The sequence below is a fragment of the Hydrogenophaga sp. genome, assembly GCF_019635465.1.
GTDB lineage: Bacteria > Pseudomonadota > Gammaproteobacteria > Burkholderiales > Burkholderiaceae_C > Hydrogenophaga.
The window spans coordinates 99,921-123,266 of sequence record NZ_JAHBZK010000006.1 but is presented as its reverse complement, the minus strand read 5'-3'; the positions used below and the strand labels follow the sequence as shown (position 1 = coordinate 123,266).

17 protein-coding genes are annotated in these 23,346 nt (G+C 68.9%); 8 read left to right on the top strand and 9 right to left on the bottom strand.

Features of this window, described 5'->3' with window-relative positions; all coding sequences use genetic code 11:
- Nucleotides 1-59 precede the first annotated feature (59 nt).
- From KF871_RS07095 to KF871_RS07085, 3 genes are read left to right on the top strand one after another with little or no spacing between them, the layout of a single operon-like run.
- Nucleotides 60-1,160 (top strand): chemotaxis response regulator protein-glutamate methylesterase, encoded by a 1,101-nt coding sequence (locus KF871_RS07095; RefSeq protein ID WP_291140049.1) that lies wholly within the window; start codon nt 60-62, stop codon nt 1,158-1,160.
- Between the two features lie 25 nt (nt 1,161-1,185).
- Nucleotides 1,186-1,710, top strand: a complete 525-nt coding sequence (locus tag KF871_RS07090) for a hypothetical protein (RefSeq protein WP_291140047.1) — start codon at nt 1,186-1,188, stop codon at nt 1,708-1,710.
- Nucleotides 1,707-3,962, top strand: a complete 2,256-nt coding sequence (locus tag KF871_RS07085; RefSeq protein WP_291140045.1) for an ATP-binding protein — start codon at nt 1,707-1,709, stop codon at nt 3,960-3,962. Before KF871_RS07090 ends, KF871_RS07085 begins: the two co-directional genes overlap by 4 nt.
- A gap of 66 nt (nt 3,963-4,028) precedes the next feature.
- Here the strand turns inward: KF871_RS07085 and KF871_RS07080 are convergent, their stop codons facing one another.
- Nucleotides 4,029-4,526 carry a hypothetical protein gene (locus KF871_RS07080; RefSeq protein WP_291140043.1) on the bottom strand — a complete coding sequence of 166 codons (498 nt, stop codon included), beginning with the start codon at nt 4,524-4,526 and terminating at the stop codon, nt 4,029-4,031.
- 203 nt (nt 4,527-4,729) lie between these two features.
- Between KF871_RS07080 and KF871_RS07075 the strand changes: the two genes are divergently transcribed.
- The 5 genes from KF871_RS07075 to KF871_RS07055 are packed head-to-tail and all read left to right on the top strand — an operon-like array spanning nt 4,730 to nt 9,008.
- Nucleotides 4,730-5,362: a thermostable hemolysin gene (locus KF871_RS07075; RefSeq protein WP_291140041.1), complete on the top strand. Its 633-nt coding sequence runs from the start codon at nt 4,730-4,732 to the stop codon at nt 5,360-5,362.
- Nucleotides 5,359-6,810: an AMP-binding protein gene (locus KF871_RS07070; protein ID WP_291140039.1), complete on the top strand. Its 1,452-nt coding sequence runs from the start codon at nt 5,359-5,361 to the stop codon at nt 6,808-6,810. The genes KF871_RS07075 and KF871_RS07070 overlap by 4 nt, the downstream gene beginning before the upstream one ends.
- 31 nt (nt 6,811-6,841) lie before the next feature.
- Nucleotides 6,842-7,573, top strand: a complete 732-nt coding sequence (locus KF871_RS07065; RefSeq protein ID WP_291140037.1) for an iron-containing redox enzyme family protein — start codon at nt 6,842-6,844, stop codon at nt 7,571-7,573.
- Nucleotides 7,570-8,358 carry an SDR family oxidoreductase gene (locus KF871_RS07060; protein ID WP_291140035.1) on the top strand — a complete coding sequence of 263 codons (789 nt, stop codon included), beginning with the start codon at nt 7,570-7,572 and terminating at the stop codon, nt 8,356-8,358. Before KF871_RS07065 ends, KF871_RS07060 begins: the two co-directional genes overlap by 4 nt.
- On the top strand, nt 8,355-9,008 hold the full coding sequence (locus tag KF871_RS07055) for a hypothetical protein (protein ID WP_291140033.1): 654 nt from the start codon (nt 8,355-8,357) through the stop codon (nt 9,006-9,008). Before KF871_RS07060 ends, KF871_RS07055 begins: the two co-directional genes overlap by 4 nt.
- On the opposite strand, the gene KF871_RS07050 is transcribed toward KF871_RS07055, so the two are convergent.
- From KF871_RS07050 to KF871_RS07015, 8 genes are all read right to left on the bottom strand, one after another.
- On the bottom strand, nt 8,995-10,344 hold the full coding sequence (locus KF871_RS07050) for a histidine kinase dimerization/phospho-acceptor domain-containing protein (RefSeq protein ID WP_291140031.1): 1,350 nt from the start codon (nt 10,342-10,344) through the stop codon (nt 8,995-8,997). The two genes, KF871_RS07055 and KF871_RS07050, sit on opposite strands and share 14 nt — an antisense overlap.
- Nucleotides 10,341-11,021, bottom strand: a complete 681-nt coding sequence (locus KF871_RS07045) for a response regulator (RefSeq protein ID WP_291140029.1) — start codon at nt 11,019-11,021, stop codon at nt 10,341-10,343. The genes KF871_RS07050 and KF871_RS07045 overlap by 4 nt, the downstream gene beginning before the upstream one ends.
- 51 nt (nt 11,022-11,072) lie before the next feature.
- Nucleotides 11,073-11,507 (bottom strand): universal stress protein, encoded by a 435-nt coding sequence (locus KF871_RS07040; RefSeq protein ID WP_291140027.1) that lies wholly within the window; start codon nt 11,505-11,507, stop codon nt 11,073-11,075.
- Between the two features lie 14 nt (nt 11,508-11,521).
- Entirely contained in the window at nt 11,522-11,956 is a 435-nt protein-coding gene (locus tag KF871_RS07035; RefSeq protein WP_291140025.1) for a response regulator, read from the bottom strand.
- Nucleotides 11,953-14,601, bottom strand: a complete 2,649-nt coding sequence (locus KF871_RS07030; RefSeq protein ID WP_291140023.1) for a PAS domain-containing protein — start codon at nt 14,599-14,601, stop codon at nt 11,953-11,955. Before KF871_RS07030 ends, KF871_RS07035 begins: the two co-directional genes overlap by 4 nt.
- Entirely contained in the window at nt 14,598-15,617 is a 1,020-nt protein-coding gene (locus tag KF871_RS07025) for an ABC transporter substrate-binding protein (protein WP_291140021.1), read from the bottom strand. Before KF871_RS07025 ends, KF871_RS07030 begins: the two co-directional genes overlap by 4 nt.
- Nucleotides 15,618-15,679: 62 nt before the next feature.
- The gene (locus KF871_RS07020) at nt 15,680-16,876 is read right to left on the bottom strand and encodes an ATP-binding protein (RefSeq protein WP_291140019.1); all 1,197 of its coding nucleotides are present in this window, start codon (nt 16,874-16,876) and stop codon (nt 15,680-15,682) included.
- Nucleotides 16,873-23,178: a PAS-domain containing protein gene (locus KF871_RS07015; RefSeq protein WP_291140017.1), complete on the bottom strand. Its 6,306-nt coding sequence runs from the start codon at nt 23,176-23,178 to the stop codon at nt 16,873-16,875. Before KF871_RS07015 ends, KF871_RS07020 begins: the two co-directional genes overlap by 4 nt.
- Nucleotides 23,179-23,346: the final 168 nt, after the last annotated feature.

Genomic DNA, 23,346 nt, shown 5'->3' with positions numbered 1-23,346 from the left:
GCAAAGCCGGTTCCGCGGTGCCCCGCGACAAGGCGCAGGCATAAGAGAGGACATTGGCGATGGCAAAGATCAGAGTGGTGGTGGTAGACGATTCGGCCCTGGTTCGCAGCCTCCTGGCCGAGATCATCAACCGCCAGGCCGACATGCAGTGCGTGGGCGCCGCAGCCGACCCGCTGGCTGCGCGCGAAATGATCCGTGAGCTCAACCCCGACGTCATCACGCTCGACGTCGAGATGCCGCGCATGGACGGGCTGGAGTTCCTCTCGCGCCTGATGCGCCTGCGCCCGATGCCCGTGGTGATGGTGTCCACGCTGACCGAGCAGGGTGCCGAGATCACCATGCGCGCGCTTGAGCTCGGCGCCATCGATTTCGTGGCCAAGCCGCGCATCGGTGTGAGCCACGGCTTGAACGAACTGGCGCACGACATCGTCGACAAGATTCGCGTCGCCGCGGCCGCGCAGATTCGCCGCCTGGCGCCCGCTGCTCGGCCCGCCACGCCCGACGTGAACCATGCCGCGGGCGTATCGCACGCCCGGCCTTCGACCCCGTTGCCCCGCGTGTCGACCGAGAAGATCATCTGCATCGGCGCCTCCACCGGGGGCACCGAGGCGATTCGCGAAGTGCTCGTACCGATGCCAGCGGACTCCCCGGCCATCGTGATCACGCAGCACATGCCCCCAGGCTTCACCACCAGTTTTGCCACGCGCCTCAACGGTCTTTGCAAGATCCGCGTGGCCGAGGCACGCGACGGCGAACGGATCCTGCCGGGCCATGCGTACATCGCGCCCGGTGGCCGCCACCTGCGCATCGACCGCAGCGGCTCCAACTACGTGGCCGTGGTGGAAGACACCGAACCCGTGAACCGCCATCGCCCGTCGGTGGAGGTGCTGTTCAAGTCCGCCGCGCGCGTCATCGGCCCCAACGCCATCGGGATCATGCTCACCGGCATGGGTGCCGACGGCGCGTCCGCCATGCGCGAGATGAAGGACGCCGGCAGCTACAACTATGTGCAGGACGAAGCCAGTTGCGTCGTGTTCGGCATGCCCCGCATGGCGATCCAGCACGGTGCAGCGCACGAAGTGCTGCCCCTCAACCAGATTGCGCCGGCGGTGTTGGCCCGCCTGGCCAGCGCACCCGCCGGCGTGCGCCACCGCATCTGAGGCCAACGCGCTCAGGAACCTTCTCATGAACCTTCGTTTTCTCTCCCGTCGCCACGCGCTCACGCTGGGCATCTGCCTGACCCTCTCCGGCCTGTCCGGCGCCGCCTTCGCCGACGGCCTGCCCGCGCCCAAGGGCCGTGTGATCCTGACCGTCAGCGGCAGCATCGAGCAGGCCAACCGCGGCAAGGACGCCGTGTTCGACATGGCCTTGCTGGAGTCGCTGCCCCAGCACAGCTTCACCACCAACACACCCTGGTACGACCGCCCGGTGAAGTTCACCGGCCCGCTGCTGTCCGACCTGCTCGCGGCCGTCAAGGCCAAGGGCAAGACCATCCATGCCAGCGCAATCAACGACTACACCATCACCATCCCCATGGCCGACGCGGCCGAGGGCGTGATCGTGGCCCGCCTGCTCGACGACAAGCCGATGGCCGTGCGCGAGAAGGGGCCGCTGTTCGTGGTGTATCCGTTCGACAGCAAGGCCGAGCTGCGCAGCTCGACCTACTACGAGCGTTCCATCTGGCAACTCAAGCGCATGAGCGTCGAATGAACCGTCCACCCACCGGCTTCGCCAGCTGGGGCCCACAGAAGTGGACCCTGGCGATCAGCGTCCTGCTCATCCTGACCCTGACCCCGCTGGGCTTCATCCAGTGGCGCCAGTGGCAGATGTTGCAGGACACCGATGCGCGCCAGGTGGACTCCATCATGTGGCAGGCCTACCAGCTCGAACGCGAGCTCTCGCGCCTGGACACCGTGATCGACGAGGCCCTCCACCAGGGGCCCGGTGTGACGGCCGACGACCTGTTCGAACGCCACGAAATCTTCCTGAGCCGCGTCAAGCTGCTCACCGACATTCCCCGCCGTGACCTGCTCGATTCCTGGCAGGGCTTTGGTCCCCTGCTGCAGGAGATCGAAGCCATGGAAAAGGTGGCCGAGCCCCTGTTCGCCCAGCCCGATCAGCTGTTGATCAACCTGGTCGGTCTCAAGGCGCTGGACGAACACATCGATGTGCTCAACCCCAAGCTGGGCGAGCTGACCCGCGAAGCCAACCGCGCCGTGGCCCGCTACGTGGACGAGCGCAACAACCAGCTGCGCCGGCAAAGCCTGCTGCTGATCGGCCTGGCCGCCGCACAGGTGGTGGCCATGCTGCTGTTCGTGGGTGTACTGGTGCGCCACATCCGCAACCAGGCGCGCCAGTACGAAAACCTGCAACGCCTCAGCCAGGAGCTGGCCGCCGCCAAGGACCAGGCCGAGGCCGCCAACCACGCCAAGAGCGTGTTCCTGGCCAACATGAGCCATGAGATCCGCACCCCGTTCCAGGGCGTGCTGGGCATGCTCAAGCTGCTGGAGGATTCGCGCCTGACCAGCCAGCAACGCGACTACGTGGGCACCGCGGTCGATTCGGCGCAGCACCTGCTGGGCATCATCAACGATATCCTGGACGTGTCCACCATCGAGTCGGGCACGCTCAAGCTCTCGCCGACCCAGGTCAACCTGGCCAGCATGGCCAACGAAGTGGTGAACCTGCTCGAGCCCATGGCGCGCGACAAGAACGTGACGCTGAGCTGCCTGTGCGACGCCGACCTGCCCACCTGGGTGATGGCCGACGCGACGCGCGTGCGCCAGATCCTGCTGAACCTGGTCAACAACGCAGTGAAGTTCACCAGCCAGGGCAGCATCGGCGTGATCCTGGAAGCCGATGCCTCGCTCAAGGATGGCATTCGAATGACGGTGCAGGACACCGGCATCGGCATGGATATGGAGACGGTGCACCAGCTGTTCACCCGCTTCTACCAGGCCGACAACTCGCTGCGTCGCCGCGTCGGCGGCACGGGCCTGGGTCTGGAGATCTCGCGCACGCTGGCACGCATGATGGGCGGCGACATCGCCGTCACCAGTGAGCCCGGCAAGGGGTCGGTGTTCACCGTCACCTTGAGCCTCCCGCGTGTGGACGCCCCCTCGGCCGAGCAGGTGGTGTTGCTCGACGACGCAGCCTGGGACAAGCGCCACGCCAACCCGACGCGCCGGCTTCGCCTTCTGGTGGCCGAAGACCACCCGGTCAACCTCAAGTACATGAACCTGCTGATCGAGCGCATGGGCCATTCGGCCGTGTTCTGCGAGAACGGCTTCGAAGCCCTGCAACTGCTGGCGCGTGAGTCCTTCGATGCGGTGCTGCTGGACTACCACATGCCCTTGCTCGACGGCATGGCCACCACAAAAGAGATCCGCGCCCTGCCCGCGCCCGCCGGCGAGGTGCCCATCATCATGGTGACCGCCGACGTGGTGAACGACACCCGGCAGCAGGCCGTGGAGGCCGGCGTCAACCAGTTCGCGCCCAAACCGCTGCAGGAAGCCGACCTGCGTCGCGCGCTGCGCCGCTGCGGCCTGCTCGACAGCGGCGATACACAGCCTGCTGAACTCATGCAGACCTTGCGCATGGCGCGCAGCCCGCACCAGCTGATCGACGCCGACGTGCACGGCCAGCTGCTGGCCATGATGCCGCCGGACATGATGTCCGAACTGCTGGACATGCTTTTCAAAGGCCCGGACGCGACGGTTCCCCTGCTGCAGAAGGCCCTGCAGGACGAAGACGTGACCGCCATCGTCTACCAGGCCCACCGCCTCAAGGGCTCGTGCATGCTGCTCGGGCTGCGCGCCCTGGTGGATGTGTCGGCCCAGCTCGAAAAGGCCGGCACCGCGGGCGACCTGAACGCGCTGCGCCCCCTGAAGGACACGCTGGCCGTGGATGTGCGCGACACGCTCGCTGCACTGCCGGCCTTCGAACCCGAAACAGTGGCCTGAGCCCGAAGCACCCACCCAACAGAAAAGGGGCCCGAGGGCCCCTTTTTTGTTTCAGCGCAACCGGTATCAGACGCGCTTGCTCAAACCCGTTGACCGCGGTGCCGCATCGGTGGGTGCCTCGTAGGCATCGACCGACCGCACCCTTGGCGCACCGGCGCTGCCCTGCGGATCCTGCTCGCGGGCCAGGGCCTGTTCCACCACCGCACCGCTGGCGTCCCAGACCTTGCGCAGAGCCTGGCGCAAGTGCTCCATGGCGGCGTGCTGTTCCTGCTCGCGTTGCGCGGCCCGGTCCCGCTCGAGCGCCTGGCGCTCGGCACGGGCTTCGCGCTCGGTGGCAGACACTTGCGCGTTGTCGGCCGCCCTGTCGCGCTCGGCCTGCGCAGCCTGGGCATCGCGCGCCTGTACGGCACGGGCCTGGCCGCGGCGTTGCTGCTCCAGGCCGGGCTGGGCATCGCGCGAGGCGGGCGCGGCGGGCGCCACCGCCATCACGGCGGGCACGGCTGTGGCCACCGGCGCGGTGGGCGCTGTCCAGTTCACGGACGACGGGCTGTTGGACGGGATCATGGCAATTCCCCAATGGACTACACCCCCGACTTTTTGGGGGCTCACCGGTGCTATCGGTGGAAAAGCGGGGTACTTGAGTGCCAATTCGGGCTTTCCGCCCAGCGCCGACGGACGGTTGGGGTCGGCCATTAAGCACGGGTTAATCGCGCCGGCCGACAGTGGCTTCGACAACGGCACCTGACCCCAGGTGCATGGGACCTCGAATGACCTGTTCCGCTGCCTTGCGCACGCACCCCGACCCCGCGGGCTTGACGCCACCTGCCCAGCACCACCTGAGCGAGTACCTGCCCGGCGATGCCGGGCGGCCCGCGGTCGAAGCCTTCATCCGGCAGATCTTTCACGAGCGCTTCGGCGCCGAGGTGCGGCACTTTGCCCCGGTGCTGCTGGGTCTGCACGACGCGAGCGGCGCGCTGGTGGCCGCTGCCGGCTACCGCGCGGCCGATGCCGGGCCCCTGTTTCTGGAGCGCTACCTGGATGGGCCGATCGAAGCGCGGCTGCAAGGCGCGGGCGACGCGCCCGTGCCGCGCGGGCGCATTGCCGAGGTGGGCCATCTGGCCGCCGCGCGTGCCGGCGAAGGGCGGCGCCTCATTCTGATGATGGCGCCGCTCATGGCCCGCGAAGGTTTCGAGTGGATCGTGAGCACCCTGACGCAAGAGCTGCGGCAATTGTTCGTGCGCATGGGCGTCGCGCCCCTGGCCCTGGGCGTGGCCGATCCGGACAAGCTGGGCGAACACGCCGGTGACTGGGGCAGCTACTACAACCACCGCCCCCTGGTGCAAGCGGGTCAGCTGCAACTGGCGATGCAAGCCTTGCAGCGCAGGGGGGCACGCACATGAACAGCATGGTGGTGCAAACCGCATCGGCCGCCTGGCGGGCCGCCGATTGGCAACAGCAAGTGGACGCAGCGGCCGGTCTGCTGCAGCGCACCGGGGTGCGCGTGCTGGCCAGCCTTCTCGACAACGGCGCCGCTTTCATTGCGCTGGACGAGGCGGCCCTGGCCACGCAGACGGTGCACGTGCCGCTGCCGCCCTTCTTTACCCCGGCACAGACCCAGCACGCCTTGCGCGCGGCCGGTGTGGACCTGCTGGTGGCCAGCCCGGCACTGAGTGCCCTGTGGCCGCAACTCACCTGGACACACCAGCAACTGGCCGGTGAGCCTGTCAGCGTGGCCACCATCGACGCCGACCCCGTGCCCATGCCGGCCGGCACGGCCAAGCTGACCTTCACCTCGGGCACCACCGGTCAGCCCAAAGGCGTGTGCCTGGGCGGCGACGCGCTGCGAGCGGTGGCCAATGGCCTGGTGCAAGTGCTGGGCCCCCTGGGCATTGAGCGCCACCTGAGCGTGCTGCCCTATGCCGTGCTGCTGGAGAACGTGGCCGGCACCATGGCGGCGCGCCAGCAAGGCGCCACGGTCATCAGCCTGCCCAGCCAGGCGGTGGGACTGAGTGGGTCGTCGCAATTCGACCCGGCGGTGTTCGATCTGGCCATTCGGTCATACGAGGCCAACAGCGTGATCCTGTTGCCGCAGATGTTGCGCGCCTGGGTGGCCTATCTCGCCATGAGCGGCCAGCGCGCCAGTGACTCGCTCAAGTTCGTCGCGGTCGGCGGCGCCGCCGTCGGTGCCACCCTGCTCGCCCAGGCCCACGCCCTGGGCATCCCCGCCTATGAGGGCTATGGCCTGTCCGAAGGTGCATCGGTGCAGACGCTCAACCTGCCGGGTGCCAGCCGCGCGGGCTGCGCCGGCCGTGCCTTGCCGCACGCGCAACTGCGGGTGTCCGACGACGGCGAAATCGAGGTGCGAGGCAGCCTGATGCTGGGCTACCTGGGCGACCCGACCCCCGTGCCCGAGTGGTGGCCCAGCGGCGACCTGGGCCACATCGACGCCGACGGCTTCCTGCACATCGACGGTCGCCGCAAGCACGTGCTCATCACCTCGTATGGCCGCAACGTCTCGCCCGAGTGGGTCGAGACTGTGTTGACCAGCCAGCCGGCCATCGCCATGGCGGTGGTCATGGGCGACGGGCAGCCCGCGCTGAGCGCGGTGATCTGGCCTTCGCCCCTGGCCCGCTCATTGCCACAGGGTGGCGTCGCGCAAGCCGTTGCGCAGGCCAATGCCCAGTTGCCCGACTACGCGCGCATCGACCGGTGGGTGGTGAGCGACCTCGCGCGCGACATGGCCCGCGGCCTGTTCACCGCCAACGGTCGACCGGTGCGCGATCGCATGCTGGCCGTGCACGGGCCCTGCCTTTGCAGCCCGCTGGCCGACCCAGCGCCTACCGCCTGATCAGACCCCTCACCGCTTTCCGGGAGACCCCATGCACTTTCACCAGACACTGGTTGAACAGACCACCCCCGCCCGCCAGCAACTGCTGGACACACCCATCATCCGCGGCGCCCTGGGCGGACAGGTGTCCGTGCCGAGCTACCTGGCCTTTCTGCGCGAGGCCTACCACCACGTGCGCCACACGGTGCCGCTGCTCAAGGCCATGAAGGCCGCGCTGCCCGATCACCACCGCTGGCTGGACGCCGCGCTGGACGAGTACATCGAAGAGGAAGCCGGTCACGATGAATGGATCCTCAGCGACATCGCGGCCTGCGGTGGCGACGCCGAGGCGGTGCGCCACGGCCCGCCGGGCGTGGCCACCGAGGTCATGGTGGCCTATGCCTACGACACCATCCGCCGTGGCAACCCGCTGGGCTTCTTCGGCATGGTGCATGTGCTCGAAGGCACCAGCGTTTCGCTGGCGCTGCTGGCGGCCGACGCCATCCAGAAGCCGCTGGGCCTGCCCGATGCCGGCTTCAGCTACCTGCGCTCGCACGGCACGCTGGACCAGGAGCACACCGCGCACTTCGAGCTGCTGATGGACCGCATTGACGCACCTGTCGACCAGCAAGCCATCGTGCACGCGGCCAATGTGTTCTACGCGCTCTACCGCAACGTGTTCCTGAGCCTGCCGCTGCCGCAATCGAGCACAGATGCGGGCGCGGGGGCGGGTGCCGCCACGCCATCGGGCACCACCGCCCGACCGACCGAGGCCATCGCGTGAAGCTCGACCAACGACGCATCCTCATCACCGGTGCCGGTGGCGGCATCGGTCGCGCCATGGTCGAGGCACTCAACGCCAGCGGCGCACGCACCATGGGCGTGGCCAGGCGCCAGCGCAGCGCGGTGGCCGGCGACCCCGCCGAACCCCAGACCTGGCTGCAAGGCGACCTCACGCTGGCGCCCGACATCGACCGCGTGGCGCGCGCGGCCATCGCCTGGGGCGCCGATACCGTGGTGCACGCCGCGGGCGTGCCGGCGTTCGGCGCGTTCGGTCAGCAGCCGGCCGAGCAAACGGCCAGCGTGCTGCAGATCAACCTGTGGTCGCCCATGGCGCTCACGCAGGCCCTGCTGCCGCACCTGCACCAGTTGCCCGACGCCCGCGTGGTCTTCGTGGGTTCGGCGCTGGGGCGCATCGGCATTCCGGGCTCGGCCGTCTATGGCGCCACCAAAGCCGGCCTGCACCGCTTTGCCGAAGCGTTGCGCCGCGAACTGGCGGGCAGCCCGGTCAGCGTGCAGTGGCTGGGTCCACGCGCCACGCAGACGGCGTTCAACAGCCCCGAGAGCGTCGCCTTCAACCAGGCCACCGGCACCGCCAGCGACCCGCCCGAGGTGGTGGCCGAGGCCTTGCTCGCCCTGCTGCGCAGCGGCGCGGCCGAACGCCACATCGGTTTTCCCGAACGACTGGCCGTGCGCCTGAACGGCGCACTGGGCCCGCTCATCGACGGCGGGTTTCGCAAGCACCGCGACGCCCTGTTCGCCACCCCTTCCGAAGGAGTCACCCCATGAAACGCAGCCTGGCCATTCGCGCCAACACCCTCCTCGGCGCCCTGGCGCTGGCCTTGCCCATGTGGTCGCACGCCGCGCCGGTGGACGACGCGGTCGTCGCCCTGCAGCACGACTGGGAAAGCATCCGCTACCAGGCGCCCGCCAAGGAGCGCGAGAAACGCTTCGAGACGCTGAGCGCCAAGGCGCACGAGGCCAGCACGCTGTATGCCGGGCGCAGTGAGCCACTGGTGTGGGAGGGCATCATCCTCAGCTCCTGGGCGGCCGAGCGTGGGGGTCTGGGCGCGCTGTCGCTGGTGAAGCAGGCCCGCTCCCTGTACGAGAAGGCCATCGACATCGACGGCAAGGCCCTCGATGGTTCGGCCTACGCCAGCCTCGGCGTGCTGTACCACAAGGTCCCCGGCTGGCCCATCGGCTTTGGCGACAAGGCCAAGGCCGAGGCCTTGATCAAGCAGGCGCTGGCGCTCAACCCCAACGGCATCGACCCCAACTTCTTCTACGCCGATCTGCTGGCCGACACCGGCCGCGCCGAGCAGGCCATGCCCTACCTGGAGCGCGCACTGGCCGCACCGGCACGCCCCGGGCGCGAGCTGGCCGATGCCGGCCGACGCGATGAGGTCAAGGCCTTGATGGCCAGACTCAACGCGCGCTGAGTTCGGCGATCACGGTCGCGCCATCGGCCGACAGGCGATGGCGCAGCGCCAGGCCATGCAGGGTGGCAATGCGCTGGGCGATCGACACGCCCAGGCCGCTGCCGCTCTCGGGCTGACCGTCGGGGCGGTGAAAGCGCTCACCCCAGTTGGCCATGTCGCTGGCCGACAGCCCGGGCGGCGCCGGGTTGTCCACCGACAGGCTCTGGGCCCCGAAGCTCAGGGTGACGGCGCTGCCGTCGGGTGCGTAGCGCACCGCGTTGTCGAGCAGGTTGCGCAACAACAGGGTCATGAGGTGGTCGTCGCCCAGCCAGGGCGGCGCCGCCGACGGCCCGCCCTCGGCCCACTCGCAGCCCAGGTCGATCTGACGCCGCTCGGCCAGCGGCAGCACGTCGGTCATCGCCTGTTCGACGACGCGCTCCCAAGCCAGCGGCTGCGGCGCCTTGAGGCGCTCGGTGGCGTCCAGGCGCGACAGGCCGAGCAGTTGGTCGATGAGCCGCGCCATGCGCCGCAAGCCGCTGTCGAGCGCGCCACCCGCGCGCTGACGCTCGGCGTCGTTGCGTGCGCCGCGGTACACGTCCCATTGCGCGGCCAGCACCGCGATCGGGGTGCGCAACTCGTGTGCGGCGTCGGCGGTGAACTGGCGTTCGCGCGCCAGGGTGTCGTCCACGCGGGTGAACAGGCCGTTCATGGCGTTCAGCATGGGGTGCAGTTCGCGTGGCGCGCGCTCCAGCGAGACCGGGCGCAGATCGTCGGCGCGGCGCGAGGTGAGTTCGTCGGTCAGTTCGCGCATCGGCTGCAGCGCCACGCGCACTGCCCAGGCCATAGCCACCAGCAGCACCGGCAACACCAGCAGCCAGGGCAACAGCTGTCCACCCACCAGGCCCCAGACGAGTTCGTCGCGCTCGTGCATCTTCTGGCCCGCCGCCGCCATCCGGCCGCTTTGCGGTATCGACAGGTAGTAGATGCGCCAGGCGTGCCCTTGCAGCACCAGGTTGTCAAAGCCGATCGCCCCGGAACGCCAGGGCAGTTGGGCGCCTTCGTGGTCGAGCAGCACCGCTCGCCCTTCGCGGTCCCAGACGGCAACCGCCAGGTCTTGCAGGTCGGCATCGCCTTCGCCATTGAGCATCGGCGACGGTGGCGCCTCGCCCGCATCCCCGCGCTGCCAGGCCTGGGCCGAGGCCATCAGGTGCGCCTGCCGCGCCATGCTCACCAGTTGGGTGTCGAACAGTTCGTTGACCTCGTGTCGCGCGCCGGCGGCCGAAATGGCGAAGGCGATGGCCCAGACCAGGGGGGCGCAGATCAGCAGGTACAGCAGCAGCCGCCGCTGGATGCTCACGCCTCGCCCCCGGTGTCGGCCGCGCCCAGCGCATAGCCCACGCCGCGCACCGTGCGCACCACCCCCGAATGGATCTTGCGCCGCAGGTGGTGCACGTGCACCTCCAGCGTGTTGCTCTCGGGCTCGCCGCCGCTCCAGTCGTAGAGCTGCTCCTGCAGTTGCGCGCGCGACAGCACGCGCTGCGGGTGCTTGAGCAAGGTCTCCAGCAGCACCGTTTCGCGCGGCGTGAGCTCCACGGGTTGATCGCGCCAATGCACTTGCCGGGTGGCCGGGTCAAAGCGCAGTGCGCCATGCACCCACTCCGTCTGGGCCCGGCCGGTGGAACGCCGCAGCATGGCGCGCAGCCGCGCCGCGAGTTCCTCGACCGTGATGGGTTTGATGAGGTAGTCGTCCGCGCCGCTGTCCAGACCGGCGATGCGCTGGTCAACGCCGTCGCGCGCCGTCAGGATGAGCACCGGCAGGTGAACCTCGCGCTCGCGCCAGCGCCGCAGCCACACGAGGCCGTCGGTGTGGGGCAGGCCGAGGTCGAGCACGATGGCGTCGTAGGTGGCTGATCGAATGGCCTGATCGGCCTCGTCGCCATCGCGGAACCAGTCGATCACGTGACCGGCCTGGCGCAGGCCGGTGCTCAGGGCATCGCCGAGCAGGGGGTCGTCTTCAAGAATCAGCAGTCGCATGGGCCGTCAGTCTGAGGCACGGGGCTTAATCGCGCCTGAAAGGGACTGCCCTCAGTCCGCTTCGCGAACGACCGTCACCGGCACCGGCGCCCACTGCACCAGGTCGAGCGTGACCGAGCCCAGCACGCGTTTGGCGAGGCCAGACGCGCCCGCCCCCATCACAATGGACTGCACGTCGTGGCGCTCCGCGGCGTCGCGCAAGGCCTGCGCCACGTCGCCCATGAGCACCACCTCGTGTTCGTGCGGCACGCCCGCGGCCGAGAGCAGCTGTTGCGCCGGCTTGATCTGGTCGCGGCCCGCCTCCTGGGCGACGCGCTGCAGCACCGCCGGGTCGTGCGCGGTCACCACCTCGTAGAGGCTGGCGCTCTCCTGCACGTTGATGAGCACGCAGCGCGCCTTGAGGCCGGCACCCACCAGCGTCAGGACATGGTGAACGGCGCTCATGGCCTGCGGCGTTCCGTCCAGGGGAATCAGGATTTTGTGCATGCGAAGGGTTCCAGTCAGTGAGGTCGCTCGTTGAGCACACACCAATAGACCTCGATGTGTTCGGCGACTTCGATGAACTTGTTGAAGCTCACCGGTTTTTCAATGTACGAGTTGACGCCGATATCGTAGGCCGCCTTGAGGTCGCGGTCGTCGCGTGACGATGTGAGCACCACCACCGGAATGCGGCGCGCCAGTTCGTGGTCCTTGAAGGCCTTGAGCACTTCCAGACCGGAGACTCGCGGCAGGTTGATGTCGAGCAGGACCACGGCCGGCATGGTCTCGCCGGCTTCCCACCGGGGCAACCAGGCCAGCGCCTCTTCGCCGTCGCGCGCCACCTCGATCGGGTTGCTGAGCCGGCGTTTGCTGAAGGCGCGCAGCGTGAGGTCCAGGTCCATGGGGTTGTCCTCGACCAGCAGAATCGGCGGCAAGGCGGCGGGACTCGTGCTCATGCGGGGAACTCCAGAAAGAACGTGGCGCCCTGGCCCGGCTGGCTCTCGGCCCACACCCGACCACCCATGCGCTGCATGGCCTTGGCCACCAGCGCCAGCCCGACGCCGGTACCTGGAAAGTCTTCGGCGCGTTGCAGACGCTGGAAGATACCGAAAATCCGCTCGTGGTACTTCATATCGAAGCCCACACCGTGATCGCGCACCCACAAAGTGTGGTGTTTGTCGTCTTGGCGCAGCCCAATCTGCACCAGCGGCGTCTCGCCCGGGCGGGTGAACTTGAGCGCATTGCCCACCAGGTTGCGCAACACCACCGTCAAGCCTTCCTTGTCGAGCGCCACGAACAGCTCGGGCACGTCGACGTCCAGTCGGGCCTGCGTGCGCTCGATGTCGGCGGCGTATTCCTCCAGCACCAGTCGAACCGTGGCCGCCAGGTCCACCGGCTGGCGCTCCATGGTGCGCCGCTCCATGCGCGAGTAGGTCAGCAAGTCGTTGATCAGGGTGCCCATCTGCTGGACGCCGCGGCGGATGCGGCGGATGAAGCCTTGGGCCTCCTCGTCGAGCACGCCCGTGTATTCCTCCTCCAGCAACTGGCTGTAGCCATCGATGCCGCGCAGCGGTGCCTTCAGGTCGTGCGACACGCTGTAGGTGAAGGCCTCCAGTTCGCGGTTGGCCTCGCTGAGCTGCTCGGTGCGCTCGTTCACGCGCCGCTCCAGTTCTTCGTTGGTGCGTTGAAGCTCGAACTGCGCCTGCTTGAGCGGCGTGATGTCGAGCAGTGTTCCCGACGAGCGCCAGCCGCCGTCCGGGTTGCGCCGTCGTTGCATGCTGGCGCGGAACCAGCGCTCGGCACCCAGTTCGGGGTGACGGCGGAATTCGGCATGGAGCACCTGCTCGTCCGCAGCGGCCGACACCATGAAGGCCCGCACGGCAGCCTGATCGTCCGGGTGCAGGCAGGCGATGTAGTCGTCCAGCGTGGGTGGCGGCCCCAGGGCCGCGTCGCGTCCGATGTTGTGGAACATCTGCGCCGACCACCACACCTCTGAATCGCTCGAGTCGAAGCGCCAGCTGCCCAGTCCGGCCAGGCCCTCGGCCTGTTCGAGCAAGGCCTTCTGCTCGCTGAGTGCCTCACTGGCGCGCCGGCGTTCGGTCACGTCCTGCACCGTGGCAAACAGGCGGTGCAGGGTGCCGTCGGCCAGACGCACGGCGCGCACGTCGATCTCGGTGTGCACGATGCGGCCGTCCCCGCGCACGAAGCGCTTGGCCATGGCGTAGTGGTCGGTGCGACCGGCCAGCATTTCGGCCAGCAGGTCCAGGTTCTGGTCGCGGTCCGGTTGAGGCGTCATGTCCGTCCAGGGCCGGCTGAGCAGTTGCTCGCGCGAGTAGCCCAGGATCTCGCACAGGCGGTCGTTCACTTGCAGCCACTGTTTGCTCTGCGGCGACGAGATCGCCATGCCGATGAAGGGCAGCTCGTAGAACAAACGCTGCACCTCGCTTTGTTCGCGCAGCGACAGCTCGGCCTGCTTCTGCGCCGTCACGTCGAGCAGGATGCCGCTGATGCTGTCGATCTCGCCATCGCTGCGGCGGGCGATCGAGGTGCGGTCTTCGATCCACACGTAGTGCCCATCCGCGCAGCGCAAGCGGTATTCCTGACGGTACTCGTTGCGACCCGCGGCCCAGTGGGCGGCGATCTCGGTGTTCATGCGGACCAGGTCGTCCGGGTGCACCAAGTCGTCCCAGTCGACCACGCCCGCCAGCAGTTGCTCGGCCGTGTAGCCCCACTGCGACACGTTCTGGCTGAGGTAGGTCATGGGCCAGCCAGGGCGGTTGGCCCATTCGATCACCACCGCCGGCGAGCGGTCGACCAGTGCATACAGGTGCTGCAGTTGTTGCTGCTGCTTCTGCAGCCGCTCCGCCATGCGATCGGCCTCGGCGCCGATGTGCGCCAGCTCGTCGCGCCCGCGCAGGCCACTGCGCTGATCCAGCCGGCCTTCACCCAGTGCCGCCAGTGTCGCCGACAGATGCCGCGCGCGGCGAAACCAGATCACGTGCATCACCACCGCCAGCAGCACCACCAGCAGCAACAGCAGCAGCGATTCGCGCAACACCTCGCGCACCAGCACCTGCCGGCGCTCGGCCAGTGGCTGCGACAGATCGACCAGCACCTGCAGCTCGCGCCCATTGGCAAACGGCACCCGGCCGGTGATCTGCTGACCACCGGGCACCACCCACAACTGGATCGCCTGCGATGCCGAGGCCACCGAGGGCATGCTGCCCAGTGGCGCCAGCGCAGGGCGCTCGGCCAGCACCTCTTGGAAGCGCCGATCGATGTCGGCGCGCACCAGCGAGGCCGCGATGCGATCGCCATCGGCCAACAGGAACGCCGCCTGCATGCCCTGGTACAGGCCCATGCCGCCGACGACGCCGCGCACCATGTGCACCCCATTCGGTTCGCTGTAGAGCAACAGCCGACTTTGCTCCACTGCCAGTCGCTCGCGCAGCCGGCGCAGTTCGGCCGCTTCGACTTCGCCCTGCACGTGACTCAGTCCGTCCACGTAGCTCACGCCGGTGGCCAGCAAGGCAAACAGGGCCAGCAACATGGGCGCCAGCCAACGGCCCGGCGGCGCCCAGAGGCGGGTGCGCCAGATCATTTCGACACGCCCCCCGGGACCGTGTCGGCCAGCACCCGCTGCAAGGGCGCCAGGTCGACCAGTTCGGCCAAGGGCCGGGCCTGGCGCACCAGGCCGATGTCTTCGAGCGCCTTGCCCACGCGTTGCGAGCGCTCGTACACGGCTTTGTCCTGGGTCTGCAGACGCAGCATGCCTTCGGCCAGGGAAAGCAATTGCAACCCCTCCAGCACCGACAGGTAGGCGGGCGCACGCATGCCGGTACCCCGCGACAACGCGTCGCCTGCACTGGTCGGGTCGGTGCGCAGGGCGTCTACGCCGGCCCCCCACCCACGCAACAGGGCGTCGACCGCGCCAGGGCGGGTGTTGAGTACGTCCTGGCGAACCACCAGCACATCGACGATCTCGCCAGCGATGTCGCGGCTGGTGAACACTGGCCGATAGCCGGCTTCGATCATGGCCACCGACAAGGGCGCGTAGGTGACGGCCGCCGCCACACTGCCGTCGCGCAGGGCAGCCAGGTGGGTGTTGACGTCGAGATTGACGACCTTGATGGCGCCGCGCGGCATCTGGGTGGTCTGCAACATGCGGTACAGCAGCAGGGCGCCCACCGAGCTGCCTTCCACGGCCACGAACTGGTCGCGCAAGTCCTCGGGGCGCTTGATGGCGGGATGCGCCACGATCATGTCGGCACCGTGCGAGGTGTCCAGCAGGGCCACGATGCGCAGTGGCAGGCCCGCATCGACCATGCGCATGGTTTCATCCAGCGTCATGGCGGCGGCGTCGAGCAGGCCGTTCTCCAGCGCGCGCTGGACTTCGGTGCCCGAGGGCAGCTCCACCACTTTGACGAGGTCACCGTCCAGCAGTTGCCGGTCGCGCGCCAGCACCAGGGGGTCGAAACCGACCCAGGCGTTGAGTCCCACCGCCATCGGCGCCGTTGGCGTGCGGTCGCAACCGCCCAGCGCCAACAGGCATGCGAGCGCGCCCACCAGCCAGGCGCTGCGCCAGTCTCCTTGCCTCTTGCGCTTGTTCGCGGTCATCGGTGCGATTCTGGACGACGGCAGGGTGGGCTGTCGCGTCCAACCGGGGCAAGTGACCCGGTTCAGGCGTCTTTCACGCCACCCAGTGGCAGGCTCACCACGAAGCACGCCCCTTGCGCGTCCGGGCCGTCCTCCACCGCAATGTCTCCGCCGTGCGACTCGGCGATCTGGCGCGCCAGGGCCAGTCCCAGGCCCGTGCCTTCGTACTCGCTCTTGCGGTGCAACCGTTGGAAGGGCTGGAACAGTCGGTCGCGCAGTTCAGGGGGGATGCCGATGCCGTTGTCGCAGACGCGGATGTCGACCCGCCCCTCGGCCACCTGTGACCGAACCGTGACACGCGGAGAGCGCCCAGGCGGGATGAACTTCATCGCGTTGGTGAGCAGGTTCTGGAACATCAGCGTCAGCAGGCTCTCGTTGCCGATCACCGTGGGCAGCGGCTCCACCACGATGTCGGCGTCGGTGGCCGCGATGCGCGCGGCCAGCGCGTCGCGCAGTTCCGCCAGCACCCTGTCGAGGGGCACTGGCACCGGGTCTTCGGTCTCGCCGGCCTGGATGCGCGCGTAGCGCACCACGTCGTCGAGCAAGGTGCGCATGCGCGCGCCGGCGCGCAACACCAGAAACAGGTACTGCCTCGCCTCGGGCGGCAACAGCCGGGCGTGGTCTTCGTCCAGCAAGCCCACGAACTGCGTGATGGTGTTGAGCGGCTCGCGCAGGTCGTGCGAGGCGATGCGCACGAACTGCACCAGGCTGTCGTTGGCCAGGCGGAGTTCATCGGCGGTGCGCTGCAGCCGCTCGTGGCTTTCACGCAGCTCGCCCAGCGCCAGGTCCAGGTTCTGCCGGTCGGTGGCCGACATCTGCTTGAGCTGATCGTTGGCCAGCTTCAGGCGCAACTGCGTGCGCGCGCGGGCCTGCACGATGGCCGGGTGGATGGGCTTGGCGATGAAGTCGGCGGCGCCCTTCTCCAGCCCGGCCTGCTCGAAGTCGGCTTCGGCGTGGCTGGTGACCATGATCACCGGCAGGTCGGCGGTGGCGGGGTCGGCCTTGATGGCGTCGAGCACGTCAAAGCCCGACAGCCCCGGCATCTGCGCGTCGAGCAACACTAGGTCCGGGCAGCTTTCGGCCATCAGGCGCAGAGCGTCGCTGCCCTGGGTGGCAAAGCGCAGGCGGCCCAGCGGGCGCAGGGCCTTGGCCAGGGCCTGCACCATGCCGGGGTCGTCGTCGACGATCAGGATGTTGGGGGTGTTGTCGGCGTCCGTCATGGCGCCCCGCCATCGAGTTCGGTCTGCAACAACGCCGCCGCACCAACGAAGTCAAGCTCATCCACGCGTTGCGCCAGGCGCGCCATGCGCTCGGCGCCGATGCGCTGTTGCAGGGCGGCACGCTGGGTCTCGAAGCGGCTGAGCGCCTCCAGGTCGTGCTGGTCCAACAGGGCGTGCAATTCGCGCAGGCAGCTGTCGTCCGCCGGGGGCTGATCGGGTGCCGGCTGGGCGGCGGGTGCTTCCTCGGTGCGGGCCAGCCAGCCCGCGGCGGCCAGCCAGAGGCGACGCAAGGCGCCTTGCATGGTCAGCCAGTGCGCCTCCACCACCGCACGCGGCGAATCGTCGCGCAAGCCGTTTTCGGTGGCCCCGCAGGCGGCGTGCAGGCCGTCGGCGGCGATCAACCCGGCAGCGCCACGCAGCTTGTGCACGCGCGCCGCGAGCGACAGGCGCTGCGGCGTGTCCAGCGGATCGGGCAATGCCAGGTCGCCCAGATCGGTGAACTCGTCGAACACGCGCCGCAGGCTGCGGCGCAGCAAGGCGATGTCACTGCCCAGTCGGCGTTCACTTTGCTGGGCATCGATGCCATCGATCTGCGGCCATTCGACCTGCGGGGTGGGTGCGGACTGCGCGCCGCCCGCCAGCGGCTCGATGCCGTGCTGATGCAGCAGCTCGACGGCCGTGCGCAGCATCTGCTCCGGGTCCAGCGGCTTGGTGAGGAACTGGTCCATGCCGGCCTCGATGGCGCGGCGGCGCTCCTCGGCCAGGGCGCCCGCGGTCAGCGCGATCACCGGCAGGTGTTTGAGCGCAGGGTCTTCGCGCAGTGCACGCGTGGCCTGCAGACCATCGAGCTCGGGCATCTGCACGTCCATGAACACCAGGTCCACGCCGTGCGGGTCGTCGCGCAGCACCGCCAGTGCCTCGCGCCCGTTGCCCGCGAGGTACACCCGGGCACCCTCGCGCTGCAGCATGTGCATGGCGATTTCCTGGTTGATGTCGCTGTCGTCCACCACCAGCACACGCACCCCGTTCAACCTCGGCCCCGACGCTGCGCTGGGCAGGCGCTGTGCCTGCAGCACGCGCCCACTGTGTCCGTGGCGCGCCACCACGCCCTGGTTCACCGCGTTGAACAGCACCGAGGCGTTGACCGGCTTGGTGAGGATGTCGTCGGCCAGGCGCAAGCGGTCTTCGCGGGCCACGCGTTCGCGCTCGCTGGCCGACACCATGAGCGCGGCGGGCAGGTGCGCCACGCCGAGCCGATCGGCCAGTGCGGCGAGCGCCTGCAAGCCGTCCATGCCCTGGCCATTGGCGTCCTGCAGTTGCCAGTCCACCAGCATCGCGTCGGGCAGTCGCTGGCCCGAGGCCGCGCGGCGCTCCACCCAGGCCAGCATGGCCTCGCCGGACTCGACGCACTCGGTGCGCCAGCCAAACGCACGGGCCATGTCCACCAGCACCTGACGCTCCTGCGGCACGTCGTCGACCACCAGCACCTCGAGCGCTTCGTTGGCGGTCGCGGCCAGGCCATCTGCCGGCTCCAGCGATACCTCGAACCAGAAGTTGCTGCCTTCGCCCACCGTGCTGTCGACCCCGATGTCGCCCTGCATCATGTCGACCAGGCGGCGCACGATGGACAGACCCAGCCCGGAGCCGCCGTGGCGGCGCGAGGTGGACGCGTCGGCCTGCGAGAACGGCTGGAACAGGCGCGCCTGCACCTCGGGGGGAATGCCTTCGCCGCTGTCGCTGACCTCGCCACGCAGGCGCACCAGTTGGGGCGACACCTCCACCGCACGCAAGCGCACGTCCACGGCGCCCTGGCCTGTGAACTTGATCGCGTTGCCCAGCAGGTTGGTGAGGATCTGGCGCAAGCGCAGGGCATCACCCCGTACCTGCGCCGGCAGGGCGCCGTCGGCACGCACCGTGAGCTGCAGGCCCTTTTCTTCGGCCTGCTGGCGAAACACCGCATCAAGCTCGCCCAGCAGTTCGGCCGGGCTGAACGGCGCGCGCTCCAGTGTGAGTGCGCCGGCCTCGATCTTGGCCATGTCGAGCACGTCGTTGACGATGCCCAGCAGCGACTGGCTGGCCATCTGCGACTTGGCCAGCAACTGCTGCTGGCGCCCGGTCAGAGGCGTATCCGCCAGCAGGTGCGACAGGCCGATGATGGCGTGCAGCGGCGTGCGGATCTCGTGGCTCATGTTGGCCAGGAACTCGCCCTTGGCCTGCGACGCGGCTTCGGCCGCCTCGGTGGCCTGCACCAGGTCGGTGATGTCGATGCGGAAGCCAACCGTGTGGCCATCGGCCATGCGGTTCTCGATCACGCGCACGATGCGCCCGCTGGACAGGCGCTGCACGATGGCGCTGTTGCCCGAACGGTGCAACGCCATGCGCTGGTTCACCCAGGGGTCGACGTTGTCGATCGCATCGACGTTCTGGCCGCGTTCGGCACTGGCGCGAATGATGGTTTCGAACGGTGTGCCCGGCACCAGCAGATCGATCACGCCGGCGTAGAGCGCCTTGTATTTTTCGTTGCACAGCAGCAGCCGGTCTTCGGGGTCGAAGATCACGAAGGCCTCGTCCACAGTGTCGATGGCGCCGCGCAGCAGGGCTTCGCTGCGCGCCACACTCTGCTCGGCGCGCTTGCGCTCGGTCATGTCCATGTAAGTGGTGACGAAGCCACCGCCCGGCATGGGTGTGCCACGCACCTCCAGCGGCATGCCATCGGGTCGCACGCGCTCGAAGCGGTGCGGCACCGGGTGGCGCGCCCGCTCGATCATCTGCTGCAGCACGGTTTCGACATCGCCATGGTCGCCATACTCGCCGCGCATGGCGTTGAAGCGCAGGATGTCTTCGAAGGTCGGCACACCGCGCGCGAACAGTTCGTCCAACCCCAGCAGGCGGATGAAGTGGCTGTTCCAGGCCACCAGCTTGAGGTCCGCGTCAAAGGCGCTGATGGCGCAGGGCATGTTCTCGAGGATGCTGTGCTGCAACTCGTTGATGCGCAGCAGCTCGGCTTCCATCATGTGCTGCTCGGTCACGTCCTGCAGCGCACCCACGATCTGGGTGATGGTCATGGTCTCGTCGTAGATGGGCTCGCCCACCAGGCGCACGCGGCGAAGTCGGCCTTTGGCGGTCTCGAACGGCACCTCGAAGTCGAAGGCCTCACCGTCCTTGCGCGCGCGACGCAAGGCCGCCATCACCTCTTTGCGCGCGTCGCCCACATAGAAATCCAGCGGCATGGCGGGGTCGATCGGCGTGTCCGGGTTCAGCTCGTGCAGCGCAAACATCTGCGGCGTCCAGGCCACCGTCCAGGCCTTGATGTCGAACTGCCAGCCACCCACGCCCGCCACCCGCCCGGTGCGGTTGAGCAGCGCCTCGCTGGCGGCCAGGCGTTGTTGCGATTCCTTGGCGGCGGTGATGTCGCGGTGCGTGCCGTACATCCACTGCGGCTGACCGTCGTCCGTCCATCGGTTGACGCGGCCACGGTCGAGCACCCACACCCAATGGCCGTCCGCGTGGCGCATGCGCAGCTCGCACTCGTACTGATCGAGTTCGCCGCTGAAGTGACGCTGCAGCTCGCGCACCGAGCGCTCTTCGTCTTCGGGGTGGACCAGGGCCACCCATGCATTGGGCACCAGCGCCTCCACCTCGGCCAGGGTGCGGCCCAGCATGGCCGCCCAGCGTGCGTTGTAGCGTCGTTCGCCGGTCTGCACGTTCCATTCCCAGGTGCCGGCGTTGGTCCCGCGCAGGATGCTTTCGAGGCGCTGGCGTTCGTCGACCAGGCTGGCGGTGCGCTCGCGCACCTGGTTCTCCAGGCTGGTGTTGAGCTCGATCACCTCGCGCTGCGCGGCGCGCTCGTCGGTGATGTCGCGCACGATGGCGGCGGCACCGGCGGGGTCGCCATCGGGTGTCAGGATGGGAGAGAGCGTGATCGCCACCTCGACCCGGCGCCCGGATTTGGTCACCAGCCAGCGCTCCATGTGCGGGGTGTCTCCCGCGCCGTCGCCGGCGTCCACCTGCACCTGCGCGCCGTCGTCGTCATCGGGCACCACCAGGGCTTCCAGCGTCTGCCCGACGGCCTCGATCGCGTCGTAGCCAAACAGCACTTGCGCACCGCGGTTCCACGAGGTGATGACGCCGCGGGCGTCCAGACCAATGATGGCGTCGCTGGTCTGCTCCACGATGGCGGCCAGGCGAAGGCGCTGGCGCTGCACGTCCTCTCGGCGACGCAACCCCACCCAATACAGATAGATGACCAGCAAGCCGCCCAGAAACGCGGCCACGGCCGCCGGCAATCGCGCGCGCATGGCGGCGAAGGCCGCCGAGCGCACCTGCGCTTCGGGCAGCACCACCTGAAAGCGCAGGGTGCCCACGGGTGTGTCGGGGTTGGCGCGGACTTCGGACAGCCCCACGAGCTGCACGCCGCTGTCGTTTCGCCAGCGTGGCGAAGCGCCGGTGCCCAATGGGTCCAGGCGCTCGTGATCGTCCTGCCAGCGCCTGGGCTGACCGCGCTCGAGGCCGAACTCGCGCGCGTGGTCCGGGTGGATCAGGTAGTCGCCCGCGGCGCTGGTCACCACCACGGACGCCCCGCTCGGCGCCTTGATCGGGAACTGGCGCACCGCGCGGTTGCGATCGACGTATACGAGCACGGCCGCCACGGCCTTGCCGTTGGCATCGAAGACGGGCGTGGCGTAGCGGCCGATGGGCCGATACGGTTGCACCAGGCGGCCGTCCTCGCGCAGCAGGGTCATGTCACCCACGTAGACCGAGCCCGGGCCCAGTCGCGCTGCATCGCGCAGATCGCCCAGTGCACCGCGCTGCAGCAGTTGCTGCGGCGTGGCCACGTGCAGGCCTGAGTCGTCGCGTCGCACGCGCACCAGTTCGTGGCCGTCGTCTTCCAGACCGACGAAGCTGGCTTCCACCACGTCGGGTGTGGCGTCGAGATAGCCCTCGAACAAGGCCACCATGCGCGTCTCCCATTGCGCATAGGTCGACGTGTCCTGCGGGTCGACGCCGCCATTGCCGAGTGCGCGCAGCATGCCGCCGACCGGGGGCGTACTGGCCAGAAAGTGCAGGGATTTGCGGCGAAACGCCAGTTGCGCCTGCGCGGCCTCGGAGAAGCTGCGCGCCGTGTCGTCCAGCGCACGCTGGTGGCGCTGCATTTCGTGATCGAGCTCGAACTGGTAGCCCACCAACAACCAGGGCACCAGCAGCCCCAGACCCAGGATCAGGCTACGGCGAAACGCCACGCTGCGCAAAAAGGCCAGTGGCGCCACGGACAGGCGCTGGGTCGGGCCCGGCAATCCGCTCAGGCGGGTGTCTCTCGATCCGCTGGAAGATGCGTTCTGCCCCCGCCACTGCACCAGGGCCAGGGCCACGGCAGTGGCCAGCAAGGCCCCATAGGCAAACACCAGCCAGGGCGACAGGCCGCCAACGGCGTCAAGCATGGCCTCGGTGGGGCGCGTGCGCAGGGTCCATTCGCGGCCATGGATGGCCAGGGTCACCCGGTGCTCGAAGTCCAGCAACTGGTTCTCATCGCCGCGCCGCTCAAAAAACGGCTGCGCATCGGCGCTGTCGAACAGGGCGATGTCGATTTCCCTGGCCCGTGGGCCGAGCGAGCCCAGCACTTCGTCCACCACCAGTGGCGTGTAGGTCCAGCCAACAGTCTGGCGCCAGCGGGCGTCCGCATCGGCAGCGGGCTCGCCGCGGTAGACCGGCAACAACAGCAACAGGCCCCGGCGTGTCTGGCCGCTGGCCTGCACCAGCGTGATGGGCGCCGTCAGGCGCGCGGCGTTGTCGCGCGCTGCCGCCTGCGCGGCCTGCGCCCGACGGGACTCGGACGCGATGTCCAGCCCGGTGGCGCCGGGGTTGTCGGCCAGCGGGTAGATGTACTGAATGACATAGCGCTCGCCGTCGTGGGGCGCCAGCTGGCGCACCTGGAAGTCGGGCTTGCCATCGGCACGGCTGGCCGCCTCGAACGCGGCCTGGTCCTGTGGCGGCACCCGCCGGATGACGCCGAAGCCCCGCGCGCCCGGGAATTCGCGCGCATGGTCGCGCGAGCCGAAATAGGTCTCAAAGTCGGCCCGACGCATGGTTTCATTGCCGGCCACCACCATGGCACCCCGGGCGCCACGCAAACCGTACTCATAGAGCCGAAGGCGTTCTTCGACGTGGGCCACGACCTCGCTGGCGTCGGTTTGCAGGCGTGCCTGCACCCGCGCCTGGCGATCCAGGTGCGCCCAGCCGGCGGCGGCAGCGCTGAGCACCAGGCCCAGACCCCACACCACGGCGGCCCAACGACGGGGAGACAAGTCCCAACCCTTGCCCAATCAGATTTCCTTCGGCCAGATGGCCAGCATGCCAACGACAACGTGCCGGTGCGGGCGTCGGTTGACCAACCGCGGCCCCGGGCCGGTACTTTCCAGGGGCCCGCGACCGAGCACGCCACCCCAGGCGAACACTAACGGACCACATCGGCA